The sequence below is a fragment of the Parendozoicomonas callyspongiae genome, from assembly GCF_023502345.1.
In the GTDB taxonomy this organism is placed as follows: Bacteria; Pseudomonadota; Gammaproteobacteria; order Pseudomonadales; family Endozoicomonadaceae; genus Sansalvadorimonas; species Sansalvadorimonas callyspongiae.
Genome location: NZ_JAMFLX010000007.1, coordinates 81,226 through 97,977 on the forward strand (window position 1 = coordinate 81,226; position 16,752 = coordinate 97,977).

Consider the following 16,752-nt stretch of genomic DNA (forward strand, 5'->3'; position numbering starts at 1 on the left):
TTTCATAGCCATTCAGATTCAGACTCAAAATCAGATCCACTTTCAGAATCTGAATCACATGTTCGTTTAACCTTGGGGGCTCTTCGGCAAATTCCGTGAGCCCTCTTTTGGGATTCCGGAGGATTAGGGCGCGCAACGTAATCCTTGAATATCACCGCTGGCAGTTCATCTCTTTTTTTATAAATCTCCTCCAAATCGAACCCTTTTGCCATCGGTATGTTTTCGTGTTTATTAAGGCTCCTTTTGAAGGAGCGACCAGGAGTATGGCAGGCAATAACAGAAACAATCTGTTTCCAGCTTATCAGATGCCTGTCAGGGTCTTCTATCAAACTAAGAGCAGTATATAAACTGTTTTTTGTGACAGAACTGTAGGGAACTTTTTCAAATCCCCCCTGGTTTACCAGCACCCAAAGTAACATGGAAGCCTCGGATACTTTGTTATTATGGAGTGACAACCCTGTAATGTCAGGCAGTTGAATAGCCAGTTTTTCATTGTCTTTTATGATCTTGGAATAGTGGCTCTTGCGCAATTTGAAGTTAATAGCCTCAAAGAGCCCCATCAGCAATGTGTTATACAAATCGTTACCAGGTTCCATATCCGATAGGTTGTCCAGTATTTCCCTCATATATAAGCGATTTTTTCCGTGGCTGATCACATAAACATTATCAGCTCTCAACATGTAGCGTATCGCCTCACTGCCCCAGGAATCTGTCTGCAGCTTTTTTTGCAATCTGGGAATAATTTTTATTTTTGATTCCCACTTTGACTTGTTTGTGCATCGATTAATACGATTTACTTTTATATCGATCACCTTATTCCTTTTTTCCTCTGACCCCATGTAAATGCCCGGACCTGAAATTTTTAATTCAAACCACAGGTGATTCTTTAGCATTACTTCAAAATCAGGATGCCCAGAGTCAAGTAAGGCGAGCATAGACAGAAAAGTATTCGTGCCCAGTAGAATCTCATTTCTTTCCTGCTCGCTTTCAGTAAATTTCCAAATCAGGTATCTTGCATGCTCAACCTGCCAGCTCATTCCTTCCTTATATTCGATCGCTCCGTAGGTAGGCAAAGGCAGGTCAGTTTTACGCAAATGTTTTATTTTATCTCCCAGTACACCCTTCCCTTGTTGATAGTATCTTACACAAGCTTTCGCATAATGTTCGCTACTTGCATTTGATGAGACAGACGCAGCTTTAAGGTGGTCAAGCGCCCTAACCGGCGCACCCTCTGGATTAGAAGAGCGAGCCTGTTGGCTATGCCCGGTTCTGGCCATGATCATATTACGTCTGGCGAACCTTTTCTTCCTATAACTATTCGAGTTTTTTCTGCAAACAGAACCGGAATTCATTTTTTCCCTATCAGCCTCTTGCAGAAAGGGGCTGGTGCGCTTTGTTACTGGCTCCATTAATTCCATTTCCATTGGCTGAGCCTCTTCGATTCTCTGAAGAGCGGCCTTTGATGTCGTTCTTTTGCGCGCTTTTCTCTCTGCTTCACTTTCTACATAAAGCTTGCCCCTGAAGCTATCCAGCTCCTTGTGCACAAGATTTAACTGTCTTTCACGGTCAGACATTTTTTCAGTAACTTCTCCGGAAACAACCGTATCCATCACTTTTTTCTTAAGCTCAGACAGCTCCTTTTCAATGGCTTTGATAATCACTTCCATATAAGTTACTACCTCATGGAGGTATTCCGGTCTTTTCTTCGGCGAAGCTGTGCCCAGAAGAGAATTTTCCAGGAAACCCTCAAGATAGTTTTTGCCATTATTATCCAGAGCATTGTTTTCATCAGTACAATGATAAAGGTAAGTCAAATGTCCATAACCTTCATCGGGCATTCTTATATTGGCAAGCTCGCAGAAATATTGAACATCTCCAGTATCCCATGTGTTCCGCGCAGTAAGTGGATTAAGAAAATCTTTCGCTTTCAGAAATGAAGCGACATCATTAATATTCATACCTTCATCAAAGGCGCGCTGAATAGCCTGTCGTAATTCGGAAATGTTGCAAATAGAATTTCCTGAAAGAGGAGACAGGTGTATTTGGGCTCCTCCCAATGTAAATTCAATACTGATATTATTTACACTGACTCGAGGATAGTAATAGTTTTCAGCTCCCCAGAAGTAATGCCTTTTCTCCGCCTCTTCTGTTGTGTGGGATATGTCAGGCATATAATCCAGCAGTAATTCTTCTCCGCTATGGATACTTCTGTCAGCAACCGCGATCAGTTGGTAAGCGTCATCGGGAATATCCTGTTTTAGCTCAATTCCATCGGGATGGGTACCAACAACCCATTCTGGATGAATGCAGGGAAGCAGAACAATGTTGGCATTTTTTGACGCAGTAGCACAATTGATGTGGCTAATTGGAAAGTGGCTATCAATGGCATCAATTCCCAGAGTAATCCTGCTCCTTCCTACGGTATAGCCCGCATAACGACTCCACGCCTGATAATGGGGCAGACGTGAACAAATTCGACCGCCGTTCTTGTCACAGTACCAGACACACCACCTGGGGGGCTTTTTTCCTTCTCCATTCCAAATTCCAGCAGTTACCAGTTCTGCTTCGATCATTTCTCTGAAACGAATCTGCTGTCCATGATAAATACCTACGACCTGGAATTCTGATACCGGTTTTGTACCCTCTTTAAGGTTTACGCCCATATTATGCACTTTGCTTTTCTTCCTGATCAGGTTCGCTTTTTGAAAAGCATCAATGGCATCACACATGACAGGAGAAGGGGGCAGTAGCATCCCATTTTTATCACTGAGATCTCTAGGTATGAAGAAAACGCCTTTTTTTTGTTCTATAAGCGGATAAAATTGCGTCTTGAGAACAGTAGCTTTTCGGCTCAGAACAGATACAGGTTCAGTTATGCCTGAAGACCCGCTTTGCATTGCAACCTCGGGGAGTGACACAAAAGACACGTCTGGCTCTGTTGTTATTTTTACTTGCCGACGAAGCTTGTTGTTCCCCTTTGGTTGACAAGTCAAGCGGGCTTCAGCCGACCCTATTGTTCTCCCAGAAAAAGAACGACTTTGAAAAGAGGCACCTGTATCCATATTCATTTCCATATTGCAAGTGCTCATGAGGATGTTAAGTCCCTTTTTAGGGGGCGTTCTCACAAAGCGATGGGAATGGCAACTCCATAATAAAAGACATCAGGCCTTCGACTTTTCATTCTCTATTCTGGTTCCAATAAAACCATGACACCCAGGGATATGGTCAGTAATACCAACCATTTCGTTTTCTCTTCCAAAAACTTTAATATCGACTACTTATCAAAGTAGACATCAGGGCTATTGCTAAGGTACTTACATTACTCACTTGAGTGTCATTGGGGAGCTATCAATAAAAATGGAAGATTCAGGCATAAATAAAAGAATGGCTAGCAATGTCGTTAGTTGCAATGTCGTTAGTTGCGATGCTCAACGGGCCATATGCGGTGCTCCGGCTATTACCAGATCACTCTCACCATCACGTCAGGTAGGCATAGTGAGTTTTTTCAGCTCTGAATTGAGCAAACCTATCGATCGCGATGATTATCTCTATACTGCTCCACCAACCGATGTTATGCCTTCTTCAGGGTCCAGAGTGACTCCAGTTTCTGGTGAGACAACTCAAAACATTATGCCATCAACTTACTCAACGGAGTTATCTGTTTTACGAACAGCGGCTGATAACATATTGCAGCAAATCATCAAACTGCAAACCAGCCTGCATCACGGTACAAACGAGCTGAATGAAAGCCAGGAAACCATTAAAATATTACGTGAGAAACTCGGAACCGCCTCTAAAGATCTTGAAAAAGCACAGCAAAAGGAACGCGATGACTCCATAGTGATTAAAGAACTTCAGGATGAGTTAAGAAAAAACAAAGAGTTATACATGGTATCATTAGCCGGATTCACAAATTCCTTCCTTGCTGACAGCCTTTCTGTAACCCATAAAGACGCTACAACTCAAACACCTTCCGCAAATTCTGAAAAAGAGGAAGGACAACTTCATTCTCAGGCAGCAACCAGTACTGCAACGCCTGTCACAACGTTGTTGAACGCTGGCAATTCCACAGGTTCTTCACCAGAAGATATATTTAGCCACAGTCCAAGCAGTTTTGCTGACGTGTTTAACATCGCTCTTAAATATGGTTTCAGCCAAGAGCAGGTAGCTACAGGCTTCCAGCTGCCAGCTGAAATTACTTTGCCTCCAGAACCTTCTGACCTCCTAGCCTGCGCTCCAGATTTGCTAAATCAACAGCTTAAACATATTTCAGATATTTATTTTCCTGCACAGAGAAAAGACTGGACTGTGTTTCAGGAGCACGGGATTAATCTTATCTGGCAGGAAGCTTGCCACTTTGAAGCGTTTATTTCAGAACCGGTATTTACTAGATGGTTATTGCAACCACAAGATATCGCTGAAAATAATCTTAAGTATTTACTAGACCCAGATCATAACTGGCGAGGCGACACAAAAGAGGCTGTCTGTTCATGGCAAAAATCCGGTCATAATGAAGATCATAAGCCCATTCTCTGGTTAGAAAAAATTGTCATGGCATTACGGGATAATCCTGGTGACAAGCTGGCTCAGTTGGCAGGCATTTGGGTGGATTTCTCCATATTTAAAGTACTTGAGCAATTAGTTTCGCAAACTGACGGGCCTAAGAAGCCAGTTTTCAACTGGAGACAACTAAAGGCTCCCCCCTCTTTGACAGTTGAACCAGCAGATACTTCAACCTCTTGCCTCCTAAGCAAGCGTAAGCCTCAAAGATTGGAGGAAAAAGGATTATCAACAAAAAAATCCCGCCTTTCTAAAATCTAATCACAAAGAGGTTCAGACCAGATTTCAAGGCTTAAGTAGCCGGTCATGTGTAAGCGCATGTCCGGGTGCTTACAGATGTTTCTTTTCTTCAATTTCCATATCTTCGGGAGCTTCTCTATCAACACCACCAGTTAACTCAAGCTCTTCAGGGGCTGGTTGCGTCACCACTGGCTCAACTTTCACATCAAGAAAGAGCGTATCATCCACAACAAACCAGCTCTCTCCATCAGGCAAGTCACCACTGACACGCGGCTTCAGCTTTGATAGCGGAATAAACTCTGGAACTCCTGAAGCAATGTTCATATCTTTGACAGGCCTTTGATATGAACTGCTGCTTTTGTCAGACCGAAACATGCGTACATGATCTTTTCTCTTTGCTATATCCGGCGATTGATCACGCAGGGCAATAGTTACCTTGTAATCAAAAGGCCATTCAAGCAGAGGGTCATATTCACCTCTCATTAGAACTATGAAGACTGATAGATACAGACCCTCACCAATCCCATCACCATTCAGATATGCCCTTAAACAAAGTCTGTAACCATTTGGGCCTGTGTAAAATGGCGCACTGCAGAGAGAGGTTATCTTCCCATCTTTGGCATCCTGCATGAGCTTTTCTACTTCCGGCACCCGCCAGATTTGGCGGCCATCTGTTGTTTTTATACTTGTTACGATAATCTGATGTTCAAGGTCAGAAATATCATGCTCTAGTTTCTTCAGCTGAGAAGCATGATCCTTGAGTTCTATAGAACCCACTTCAAGCAGTTTTAGAAGCTGAGCCATTTGTTCAGTCAAAATGTCCAATTTCCTCATCTGTTCAGCCAGAGCCTGATTCTGCTTTTGAAGCTCAAGAAGCTGATCTGCCAAGATGGCAACATCGATCTCTTTTCTTCCTGCATGGGTTCGCGTTGTTTGAGTTGCCATTCTTTGCAACAACTGTTCTCGGGAGGGCTCTTGCTGTGAATGCCCGCCAGCAAGAAGCTGCATAACAATTGGCCTATTCATCGAGTGAATTGTTTCACCAGCAATAGCAAGACGAGGCCTCAACCCGAAGAGAGACATTGTTTCCGGTATATGCACATGAGACTGCATCATGACATTGCCAAGACCTATAGCCCCACCCCTGATTTGCTCATCAGAAACAATCGGTTTATCAAAAGATCTGGCAACCATCTGGGTAGAAGCAGCTACTACTGCTGCAGTGCCAGTAAAAGCATTAACGGCTCTACCTATACCTGCACTCACAACAGCACTATGAACAGCAAGAGAGAAGAGAGCTGCCTGATATAACCCCTTCTTGTACTTCATTTTTCTGCATCCGAAAACAGATTCGAAGCAGATACAGTAGTTGAAAAGAATTAAACGTTTAAAAATTATTTAGTAATCATCTCTCTTCCACTACTGACAACTGCATCAGCATCAGGTCTTGGCGGAATTTCTATTCCCCTGGTGCAGGCAGGCCGTGCATAAATCAGATCAATCCAGCGCTGAAGGTTTGGCAGATCACTGATATCTACGCCAGACCAGTTATGCGTTCTGGCCCAGCACCAGTTGGCAATATCAGCAATACTGAAATCTCCTGCCAGATACTCATGGTCTCTCAAGCGGGTATTCAGAACAGTTAGAAGTCGCTTACTTTCATTCTGGTAGCGATCAATGGCTGGCTGAATTTTCTCAGGGAAGTAACGGGTAAACACATTGGCCTGCCCCATCATTGGTCCAACGCCACCCATCTGAAACATTAGCCACTGCAGGACTTCGCTTCGGCCTTTTATGTCTTTTGGTAATAGCTTACCGGTTTGCTCTGCCAGATAAATAAGAATGGCCCCGGACTCAAAGACGACAAAGTCATCATTTCCACGATCAACAATAACCGGAATACGGCCATTGGGGTTCATAGCCAAAAACTCTGGTGTCTTCTGCTCACCGGTCATCAGGTTGACTGGTTTCAGGGTATAGGGAAGCCCCAGCTCTTCCAGAGCAACTGAAACCTTGTGACCGTTAGGTGTAGGAGACGTATGAAGATCTATCATGCTTTTGCACTCTCCCGGCTGGATACAAGTGCATGCCAACGTTGCAGGTTTGGATGCTCTTCAGTCATACGAAGTTTGATAACACGGGCAAAATCCACGGCGCAGAGCAGTGTGATATCCGCAATGCTGAAGGTATCGCCTGCAACATATTTATTTTCTGCCAGCTGGTTATCGATCAGCGACATAAACTTTGCAGCATTTTTACCAGCCTCTATTCCCCATTCCTTGACAGGGTTCATGCGGTCTGAAAAATATCCGGTTGTATGCTGAAAACACATACCAACCGGCAGAGAGAAATAGAATTCACACAGACGCTGCCACATTTCTATCTCTGCCTTTTCTTGTGGAGTACTCCCCATCAGGCTGGGTTCCGGCTGTAGCTCCTCGAAGTATCGACAGATAGCGACGGTTTCACTGATGCAGGTGCCATCATCCAATTCCAGGTAGGGAACTTTTCCAAGAGGGTTCCGGGCAAGAACTTCAGGCTTAAGGTTATCTCCCTTCTGGATATCAACCTGAATATATTCCACATCCGCAATGCCTTTTTCAGCAAGAAAGACTCTTACACGACGGGGGTTGGGGGCTGAGTGAGTTTCATAAATTTTCAAAACCATTACTCCCAGCGCCAGATTTCAACTGGCCCATTGTTGTTTTTTGGGAATACTTATTCTGAATGAGTTAATAGCAAAACAAAACAGGCCCGCTTAAAGCTAGCCTGTTTTCGAACCGAAAGAACAGAATTATTGAACTTCAGTTGGTACGCAGTACAGATCAATACCTTCAGACAGAATCTCTTCTGTTGCGGTATGGCAGATTCTGTCATCGGTGATGATCAGATCATAATCTTTCAGATCACCGATTTTATGGAAGGAGTAACGGCCATACTTGTCACTGTCAGCAACAAGAATACAGCTATCAGCACGCTCAGCCATCTTGCGCTTCAGCGAGCAGCGACGCTCGGAAGGCGTTGTCAGGCCACGGCGCAGATCCCAGGAGGTGCAACCGATAAAGGCCATATCCACATGGATGCTGTCCAGGAAGTCAGTCACCCTGCCTCCCAGGCAGGACTGGGTACGTTCGTCCACCTGACCACCTGAGATATGAACCTCGATATTCTTGTAGCGACACAGGAACTGGGCCTGGGCCAGGTCAGTGGTAACGACCCGAATATTACGATCTGTCAACTGGCGGGCAATATCCATACAGGTTGTGCCGGCATCAAGAAGAATGGAGTGGCCATCCTTAACGAGGGAAGCGGCGTACTGGGCAATAGCTACTTTTTCCTGAGGACTCTGGCTGCGGCGCTCCTCAGTGTGGGGCTGGGTATTGATAAATTGCCCAATTGTAGCCCCTCCGTGGGTACGGCGTACCAGCCCCTGTTCTTCCAGTTTATTCAGATCCCGCCGAATGGTCATGCTCGAAACATCCAGGTTATCAGCCAGGGTTTCTACATTAGCGTATTCGTGTTGGCGCAGGAAGCTGAGAATTTGTTCGCGACGTTCAATGGCTAACAAGGGTCATTTCCTCCAAGACCGGGTTTATCGCACCAAATCTCCAGCCCGGCCTTCCAGATGGCCTGCTTGGGCAGATCGCGCGGAAATATGGCAATTCTATAGAGAAATCCCTCTTCCCACCCCCTTCGGAAACCCCGTATTTTTGAGATTTTTCCAAGAAATTCGACTTTTAGCGAACTTTTAGACCTTTGGCGTAGTCAATATTGATAACCGCCCAGTCAAGGAATGGCAGGGCTATGCAATCGAACATGGAGGTTAATATGTCTAAATTAAGTACATTCATGAGGTTTATCGGCCTTCCTGGCGGGATCGCGGCGGCTGTTTATGGATCAATCGATAACCCAGGTTTTCGGTGTGGCGTAGAAAAAATCCCTGAGTTCGCAGGAAGAACTGTTAAAGCACTTGAGTATGGCGCAACATCTGTCCAAAACTTCAACGCTGATATGGTCGGTAGAGCTGCCAGCTTTATGGCAAGCACTGGTTCCAGCCTTGCTTCATCTATTGCTGAAAGAAGCGTTAGCCTCTATAACAGTGCATCTGCAACTCTGATTGGCCACTCAGGCACCTGCCCACTGCCCTATAGTCAGGTTGCAACAGCAGCAAAATGCGCTGCCGATGCAGCGCCTGGTTTACTGGTTCGTGCTTATGAAACCGCTTCAGCTATGTTCTGGGGATCTCTACCAAGTAGTGGTTCAACCGCAGCAACAACTGGTCATGTTATCGAGTGCACAAATGAGTTATGCGTTGTTAACCCAAGTGCTGCCTGGACAACATTAACCGAATATCTTGGCTCTGCGGCCGGTTATATTAATTCTGGCTTTCAGTATGTTTACTCTTCACTACCTGACTTCAGTCCAGCTGCTACTTATGTAGGCGACGGATTAAACTCACTGTGCTCAAACGGTTTTGGTACGACCTACATCACCGATGCTCTTTCAAAAGTTGTGAGCATAGATATTAACTGGGGAGCAGCCAGTTTCCAGTTTGGCCGTCTTCTCAACGCTATCAGCCTCGGTTCTCCGGTATTAACGCCTCTGGTTGAGTTTGGTGTTGCGTCTGCAGTGCGCAGCTTTTATTCCAGCCGCCAGGAGTTCGAAAACAAAGCCCTGAAAGACAGACTGATCGAGGAGACTGATCCAACTATCAAGAAGGAAGAAGCTACAAAACAGCAGAAAAAACTGGAAGAAAGTTCCAGGTACTACAAGAAACTGGCTGACCGAAGCATTGTTTCTTTCTCTGGTGCTTTGAAGTGCGCTCTGACTGTTGCCCCTGCAGCATTTCTGGTTCCACAAGTTGGCGTTCCTGTGGCTGCAGCTATAGCTGTAGGCGGATTGGTAACACGCTTTGGTACACACTTCCTTGAAGCTTCACGTAATCGCTCAATGGAGCGAAAGATGCAGACAGAAGCCGATAGCTTTAAGAGAATGGCTTCAAATGCTGATGATACTGAAAAACTTATTGCTGAAAACGAGCGCCTTAAGAACATTGATTCCATAGCTACTAAGAGAGATGAGCAGCTATCTGATCAGGTACAAGCTAATCAAAATCTCCAAACTCAAAATACCGCGCTAGAAGCTGAACTGAAACGAGTTAACGAGCGTGAAGCGTATGCCTTAGCCTGGTTGCAAAATAAGCATAAGAAACAGATTGACGCGATTACACATCAGCTTCAAGATGCCGAAAAAAAGGCTAACCAAGAGAAGGAGGAGCTTATGGATATGACTGTGCAGTTGGAACTCCAGAAGCAAAATCTCCAGGAGGAAATTGATACCTACTATCGGGAGAAGGCAACAGATAAGAGGAAAGGACGCAATAAAGAACAAACAAAACGGAGAAGAAAGCAAACTCCCCGCAGAGAGCGTATCGAGAAAAGTTGTTCGAATCCTAAACCATATCAGTCTGACTCTTCAGGCTTCAATACTCCAGAGCTTACATTGGTACCAGATGCGCTAGATAAGCTGGTTCTTACAGAAAAGCTTCAGCAAGTTGCAAACACTCAGAGTATCAAAGTCAAGGGCATGGAAAATGATGAGGAAGCTGTAATACCTGTAGCACCTGAAGTAGAAGGTAATGAACAACCTATCGTACCAGAAGTAAAAGCTACCATGGAGCCTCTGACCTCTAAAAGTAGTTATATAATCGATGAGGAAGATGATGATGATGACGAAGGTATATCTGTGCCCTTCCCATTCAACTTCCTTATTCCATCCAATGGCCGTGAGCAATATGACTACTAAGCTGTAAACCACTTAATAATAAATAACATTTCGATTGCATTGAGCCGGCTTGCCGGCTCTTTTTTTATTGTGGAAACTGAAGTTGAAAAACAACTCCGGTTTTATCATCACGATTCTTCCCTGCTGCCAAACCGTTATGGCAACTCATAACCAGCCGTACGATATAAAGCCCCAGCCCCAAGTGTGCTTTATCTCCCCTTGTTTTCCTGACCGACACCATGGAGTCAAACAGACTTTTCTGCATGGAGTCAGGTAATAGCTCACCATCGTTTTCTACCTCAATGCAGTTGGCATGTTTCAGCATAATCAGGCGCAGGGTTATGCTCCCTTCTTTTGGACAAAAATCTGCCGCATTGGAAACCAGCTTATCCATGGCCTGCACAACCAGATCAGGAATTATGGCAACAGGACAAGGCTCTTTCGGCAGCTCAAGAGTAAACTGCACTTTGGGATAGGCTCCAGAGTAAGCATGGTAGAGATCTTCCAGCATCTGTCGCAGGTCAACGACTTCCTTTTCGGAACTGGCCATATCATCAATCATGGCTTCCAGACGCGTGGCTTCACTGATGCTGCTTAACAAACTACCTAAACGATCAGCTCCAGCCATGGCCCTCTCAGCATAAACCTGAGCCTGAGGATGGATGTTTTCATGCTCCAGGTTATCCAGAGACGAACGAACAACAGCCAGTGGTGTACGCAGTTCATGGGAGAGTTTACTTCCCAAAGTTCGCAAGTATTCCGTATGCTCTTCAAGACGAGCCAGCATGGTATTGATGCTGCGGGAGAGTTCTCCAATCTCATCTTTGGCCCTGCTGACGGGAAAGCTTGTCCGCAGTCGTCCATCACGAACAATACAGTCTTCAGTGGCCTGATTGAGTTTACGTATTCGAAGTGAGAGCCAGGATGCATATCCCAACAATCCGGCAGCGGCAAGAACAATCACCAGAAAGCTGAGTGAAAACAGTTTGTTCAGGGCTTTCCAGGTTATTGCCAGAAGAGAGTGGCTTCCCTGCTCCGCCACCAAAGCACCGACAACTTTCCCATCTTTTTCCAGGGGCCAGGCAGACAGAAGGCGGTAGCTTTTATCATCCTTCAACCAGAGATACCTGGGCTGCCCTTCAAGGGCTTCCGATACAATCGAGTTTTGCCAGCCGCCATCCCGCCAGTGCGCCTGATATTCAGGCAAAGAATCCCAGCGCAGAAGTGTTTTGAACAGCCATTCGGCTATCCAGACAGGTTGCTCAGTGTGTGCCTTTGTTGATTTGGAAGGCTCACCGGTTTCAGCTATCTGCCAGCCAGCTGAGTTAATCACTCCCAGCCGCATATCCGGTTCAAGAAAGTGCTTTAGCGTATCATCCAGGGCTCGATCCGGCAGAACAAGTTCACCTGTTTCGGAGCCCGGCGTTGCAGAACTTATCCAGCTTTCGTTACTACCGCGAATCACCCGAAAACCAAACTGCTTCCCGGCCATAGACAACGGCATCATCAATTCCAGCTGATACCCCTCAGGAATTTCCCGCCAGGCACCACGAATACGATATTCCCGCACAACACGTTCAATACCATTCCATGTGGTTTGGGTTCTGGCGATAACAGGCCCGGGGGCTTCCGTAACAATCATGTATTGCTGTAACTGCCCCTGTTCTCCCTTTATAAAAAGCTGAACACGGTCACCATTTGCCAGAGTCTTTCCTACAGGGCTGTAGTAGACGACATTCTCTTGGTTTGAAGACGGTCTGGATGAAGCTTTGTTATTAACTTGAAATGCCAGATAGAGGTTGCTGCCATCAGAAGCCGCATTAAACATCACGGGAGGGCTGGAATCTGTGCCTTTACTGGTCGCGCCATAGGCCCGGCTGACAAGGTTTTGTGCCTGCCAGTCTTCAAAATAACCATCCAGAATCAACCCACCTTTTGACGGGTGTACATAAACTTCGCCCTCTGCCGAAACGAGCTTTGGCAAAGTATCCCGCAAGGCCAGACTGGCGGCAGTTGCACGCAGTGATGCATTCAAAACCTGCGCCTGCTGCTCGCGCATGGTCAGCGCCATATCCTGCACCCAGTTAATACCAGCAAGAGGCAGAACAAGCACAAACAGGCTGACCAGCAGTAACTGCCGGCTAAGCCTCACCGGGCACTCCAGCGATAACCCATACCGTAGGCTGTTTCTATGGCAGAGAATTCGGGAGAGACAGCCTGAAACTTCTTGCGAATACGCTTGATATGGGAAGTCACCGTATTGTTATCGAGCACGGTGCGGGCGGCATCCATAAGCTGCTGACGGTTTCGAACCTGCCCAGGGTGGCGGGCCAGGCAGTGCACAATCCAGAATTCTGTCACGGTCAAAGAGACATCTTTTCCCGCCCAGCTCACGGTCATACGATCAACATTGATTTCAAGCTCGCCTCGGGTTAAGACTTCATCGCTCTCTTCGCGGGGTTTGCGTGTCAGCTCTGCCCGCCTTAACAGTGCATTCACCCGGGCCATCATATGGGCAATACTGATATCTTTAGTCAGGTAGTCATCGGCTCCCAGGCGCAAACCGGAAATCACATCCAGCTCATCATCTCGGGCAGTCAAAAAAACAATCGGAAGCTCAGGTGCCATGCTGCGCAGCTCCCGGCAAAGGTCAAAGCCACCTTCAATCTCATTGCCAAGACCAACATCAATAACGGCTAAATCGGGAATTTGTAAACGGAAGGCTGCCAGGGCAGAAGAACGGTCTTCATAATGGCTGACAGTAAAACCATATCGCTGAAAAGCATCGCGATAGTTTGCTGCGATATCTGGTTCATCCTCAACAATGGCGATATGGCGGGACATGAATAGTTATACCCTCACAGAATTCCCTTTAATTCGGACTGCAAGGGTATCATTACTGAAGAAAACTGCCCTCATCCCTGAGAACAGTTTTCTAAAAAACGTGCCTTATTTTGCGGCAAACTGCTCTTTAGACTCTTCCCTCAGTTCAATTGTTACAACCCGTTCCATGGCATAAGCATCGTAGTTACCGTTTTTCGCCAGAGATTTCAGTGCGCCCTCACCTTTGGTGAAAACACGCTCTGCAGCTATACCGTGATCAATCAGATAACTCTTAACACTTTCAGCCCTGCGCTCGGAAAGCTGAATGTTGTAACTTTCTTCTCCGCGGGGATCGGCATATCCGGTCAGCTGAACGGAAATCTGCTCATGTTCATTAAGAAGCCTGACAAGATGATCTAGACGATTCTTGTCACGATCATTCAGTGTGTCTCCGGCAGTATCAAACATAACGGTGAGCTGCAGTGAATCAAGTGCCAGGTCCTGATAGCGCCCTGTTTCCTGCCGGGCAGCAACCAGCTGAGTCTGTGTTTCGTCCAGCTGCTGCTGAAGCTGGGCCAGCTCATCCATGAGCCGATCTCTCTCCCCAGCCAGTCTCTCACCTTCCTCGGCCTTATTCACACTGGTTCCCAGCCAGTCTCCTGCCGCTACACCCAACACAAAACCAATCGGCCCACCCAGCAGGGCACCCGCAATACTGGTTCCTGCCATGACACTTGTTTTTGCTGTTGTCCATTCACCGTGGGGCTTCTCCTGTGCCTGTACAGGTAGGGCAGTCATAACCGTTAAACCAAGCGCCAGAGCCATGGCAGAAAGACGAGAGTTGTTGTTTTTACGTGTCATCAGGAAACCCCTTTGATTGAGGATGTGATCTCTTTACAGGGTTTATTAAACCCAACAAAAGGGGCAAAGCAGTGGAGACAAAGTGGCGTTTTAGGGAGCAAATATGGCGAATTGTGGCAACTGATCCATACTTCGGCGCAATATGATCGAGGGTACTCCATGTCCACGTCCATTAATCATATAGGCGTTCTCACCTCCGGTGGTGATGCCCCGGGAATGAATGCGGCAGTTCGCGCTGTTGTTCGCTGTGCCATTTTTCATGATATGAAGGTCACAGGCATTGTTGAAGGATATACGGGTCTGCTGACCAATACTCTCAGGCCTCTGAATACACGCTCTGTATCCAACATCATCAATCAGGGTGGAACATTTCTGAAGTCTTCACGCTGCATGGAGTTTTATGAAGAAGCCGGGCGAGCCAAAGCCGCAGAGAAACTCCATCAGGAAGGTATTCAGGCGCTGGTTGTTATTGGAGGAGATGGCACATTTACCGGTGCAACCCTTCTTGCAAGAGAACAGAAAATTCCTGTCGTGGGCATCCCCGGTACCATTGATAATGATATTTATGGCACTGATTTCACCATTGGTTTCGACACCGCCATTAATACTGCCGTTGAGGCTGTTGATAAAATTCGGGACACAGCCACATCGCACAACCGCCTGTTTTTTATAGAAGTGATGGGACGTGATGCTGGTTATATCGCCCTACACGCAGGTATTGGTGCCGGCAGTGAAGAAATACTGATTCCCGAGCAGCACCGAGGTCTGGATTATCTTTTGGACTCTTTGGATCGAAGCAATCGGGCAGGCAAAACATCCAGTATTGTGATAGTTGCCGAGGGCGATAAAAGTAACAGTGTTTTAGAGCTGGCCAAATCTGTAGAAGAGAAGCTCCCTGAGTACAGTGCTCGAGTGACAATTCTTGGTCACTTACAGCGAGGTGGACGGCCGACATGCTTTGATCGCGTTCTTGCCAGTCGCCTTGGAGTAGCAGCTGTGGATACCCTGCGAACAGGCTCATCCGGGGTAATGGTAGGGCTGCGAGATAACCGGATATCGCTGACTGGTCTTGAAAAAGCCTGTAAGGAAACACCGGATATGGACCCTGAATTGATCAGGGTCTCAAATATCGTTTCGATTTAGAAGATCGGGATTCGAGGAGAGCGGTTTGCTAAACAGCAACCGCCTTCTTGATCAGGACAGCATGGCGGCAGTGAGGGAACTGTTCACAAACCCAGGCCTGCTGCCCTGCATACTGACCTTTGGCAATCGTTCGCTGGGACATTCCTGATCCACACTTGCTGCAGACACGATCCTGCTCGCTCTTCTCGCTTTTGCTAGTGTCGTCTGCCAACACACTGTCTTCTTTGTCGCTGTCTTGCAGATTTACCTGCGGCACTTCATGTGCAACAGCGGAATCAACTTCACTATGCTCCTCATTCACAGCTTCAGCTGTTGAAGAAGCCTGGTCAGCACCACGAGAGTCACCAAGCACTTCACCAGATCCAAGCTTTTCACCTAAACCTGTTGCCTGATAAACATCCCGGCGCAAACGGCTGACATCAAGAATTCCACCGGTTTCATAGACCAGAAGAGGCAAGCTGACCCGATCACAGAATTTACGCAACTGATTGAACTCACGACTGTCTGCATCACCCTTTTCAACCAGGACAATGCCACATTTAGGCATCATCTTGCGGCGATCGCAGAGAAGAATATCAAATGTAGAATGGCGGAGCTTTCCTGGTAAAGGGCTAACTGCACCAGAAGAACGAATAACAGCCTGCACACCAACATTGCGGAACAGGTTGAAATGTTCTCGAACGGCTACATCCAGCAAGCCATAAAAAGAACGCACTGGCCCATCAAATAGTGGATCCTGAAGATAAAGTGTCTTCAAGGCCCGACTGCGCAGCAGAAAATAAATCAGCAGCGCCATTACCAGCGTGCCTGCCACCAGCCCTAATGGAACAATGTAAGGAGCTAAACTTCCTGTCACTTTACTTTCGTCTCATTCTTCTGCCGTCACCACCCATGGTGACAGTCTTCCCTAGCAGCCCATGGCCAATCGAACGGATCACCATAGGATAACTTGTGATATCTAACCAGTTACCAGACAACTGTATGTAGAAAAAACTTGTTGATCTATGAAAACACAGTAATCGCCTAAAAAATAATAATCTTTACGCTTTAGCGATCTCTATTTGTTCAGGTAATTTCTGAGGATCTGCTATTCGAACTCTTTTTTCACGACTTAGCTCGCCACTGATGATTTCTATGTCCCGCTTGGTAACACCAAACTGTTTAGCAAGAAACTTGATCAGGTAAGCATTGGCTTTTCCCTCAACAGGTGGCGCTTTAATCCTGACTTTCAGGCTTTCTCCATGTAACCCACAGAATTCATCCTTGCTTGCGCGGGGTTGAAGGTGGCAGGCGATAATCAAATCTTCTCCCTGCCAGCGATAAAAACTCATGAACTATCTC

The 16,752-nt window shown here is 46.4% G+C and carries 13 protein-coding genes; 3 read left to right on the top strand and 10 right to left on the bottom strand.

Going from position 1 to position 16,752, the window contains the following annotated elements; all coding sequences use genetic code 11:
- Nucleotides 1-2: 2 nt before the first annotated feature.
- Entirely contained in the window at nt 3-3,062 is a 3,060-nt protein-coding gene (locus tag M3P05_RS06965; RefSeq protein ID WP_249698744.1) for a hypothetical protein, read from the bottom strand.
- Between the two features lie 433 nt (nt 3,063-3,495).
- Here M3P05_RS06965 and M3P05_RS06970 point away from each other — a divergent pair, with 433 nt between their 5' ends.
- Nucleotides 3,496-4,821, top strand: a complete 1,326-nt coding sequence (locus M3P05_RS06970; protein ID WP_249698745.1) for a hypothetical protein — start codon at nt 3,496-3,498, stop codon at nt 4,819-4,821.
- Nucleotides 4,822-4,890: 69 nt separating this feature from the next.
- On the opposite strand, the gene M3P05_RS06975 is transcribed toward M3P05_RS06970, so the two are convergent.
- The 4 genes from M3P05_RS06975 to M3P05_RS06990 form a co-directional block, all read right to left on the bottom strand.
- Nucleotides 4,891-6,129 (bottom strand): MATH domain-containing protein, encoded by a 1,239-nt coding sequence (locus M3P05_RS06975; RefSeq protein ID WP_249698747.1) that lies wholly within the window; start codon nt 6,127-6,129, stop codon nt 4,891-4,893.
- Between the two features lie 65 nt (nt 6,130-6,194).
- Complete coding sequence (locus M3P05_RS06980; protein ID WP_249698748.1) at nt 6,195-6,854, bottom strand: glutathione S-transferase family protein; 660 nt, start codon at nt 6,852-6,854, stop codon at nt 6,195-6,197.
- Nucleotides 6,851-7,462, bottom strand: a complete 612-nt coding sequence (locus M3P05_RS06985; protein ID WP_249698750.1) for a glutathione S-transferase family protein — start codon at nt 7,460-7,462, stop codon at nt 6,851-6,853. The genes M3P05_RS06980 and M3P05_RS06985 overlap by 4 nt, the downstream gene beginning before the upstream one ends.
- Nucleotides 7,463-7,594: 132 nt before the next feature.
- Nucleotides 7,595-8,368: a DeoR/GlpR family DNA-binding transcription regulator gene (locus M3P05_RS06990; RefSeq protein WP_249698751.1), complete on the bottom strand. Its 774-nt coding sequence runs from the start codon at nt 8,366-8,368 to the stop codon at nt 7,595-7,597.
- Nucleotides 8,369-8,628: 260 nt separating this feature from the next.
- Here M3P05_RS06990 and M3P05_RS06995 point away from each other — a divergent pair, with 260 nt between their 5' ends.
- Complete coding sequence (locus M3P05_RS06995; RefSeq protein ID WP_249698752.1) at nt 8,629-10,605, top strand: AAA family ATPase; 1,977 nt, start codon at nt 8,629-8,631, stop codon at nt 10,603-10,605.
- A 64-nt stretch (nt 10,606-10,669) separates the two neighbouring features.
- Here M3P05_RS06995 and M3P05_RS21100 read toward each other — a convergent pair whose 3' ends face one another.
- The 3 genes from M3P05_RS21100 to M3P05_RS07010 all read right to left on the bottom strand — a co-directional run bounded on the left by M3P05_RS21100 (nt 10,670) and on the right by M3P05_RS07010 (nt 14,268).
- Nucleotides 10,670-12,736, bottom strand: a complete 2,067-nt coding sequence (locus tag M3P05_RS21100) for an ATP-binding protein (protein WP_249698753.1) — start codon at nt 12,734-12,736, stop codon at nt 10,670-10,672.
- Nucleotides 12,733-13,428 carry a proteobacterial dedicated sortase system response regulator gene (gene pdsR / locus M3P05_RS07005; RefSeq protein WP_249698754.1) on the bottom strand — a complete coding sequence of 232 codons (696 nt, stop codon included), beginning with the start codon at nt 13,426-13,428 and terminating at the stop codon, nt 12,733-12,735. Before pdsR ends, M3P05_RS21100 begins: the two co-directional genes overlap by 4 nt.
- A 105-nt stretch (nt 13,429-13,533) precedes the next feature.
- Nucleotides 13,534-14,268 carry an OmpA family protein gene (locus tag M3P05_RS07010; RefSeq protein WP_249698755.1) on the bottom strand — a complete coding sequence of 245 codons (735 nt, stop codon included), beginning with the start codon at nt 14,266-14,268 and terminating at the stop codon, nt 13,534-13,536.
- A 159-nt stretch (nt 14,269-14,427) separates the two neighbouring features.
- Here M3P05_RS07010 and pfkA point away from each other — a divergent pair, with 159 nt between their 5' ends.
- Nucleotides 14,428-15,411 (top strand): 6-phosphofructokinase, encoded by a 984-nt coding sequence (gene pfkA / locus M3P05_RS07015; RefSeq protein ID WP_249698756.1) that lies wholly within the window; start codon nt 14,428-14,430, stop codon nt 15,409-15,411.
- 28 nt (nt 15,412-15,439) lie between these two features.
- Here pfkA and M3P05_RS07020 read toward each other — a convergent pair whose 3' ends face one another.
- Nucleotides 15,440-16,267, bottom strand: a complete 828-nt coding sequence (locus tag M3P05_RS07020) for a DUF2726 domain-containing protein (protein ID WP_249698757.1) — start codon at nt 16,265-16,267, stop codon at nt 15,440-15,442.
- A gap of 184 nt (nt 16,268-16,451) precedes the next feature.
- Nucleotides 16,452-16,742 carry a DUF167 family protein gene (locus M3P05_RS07025; protein ID WP_249698758.1) on the bottom strand — a complete coding sequence of 97 codons (291 nt, stop codon included), beginning with the start codon at nt 16,740-16,742 and terminating at the stop codon, nt 16,452-16,454.
- Between the last annotated feature and the right edge of the window lie 10 nt (nt 16,743-16,752).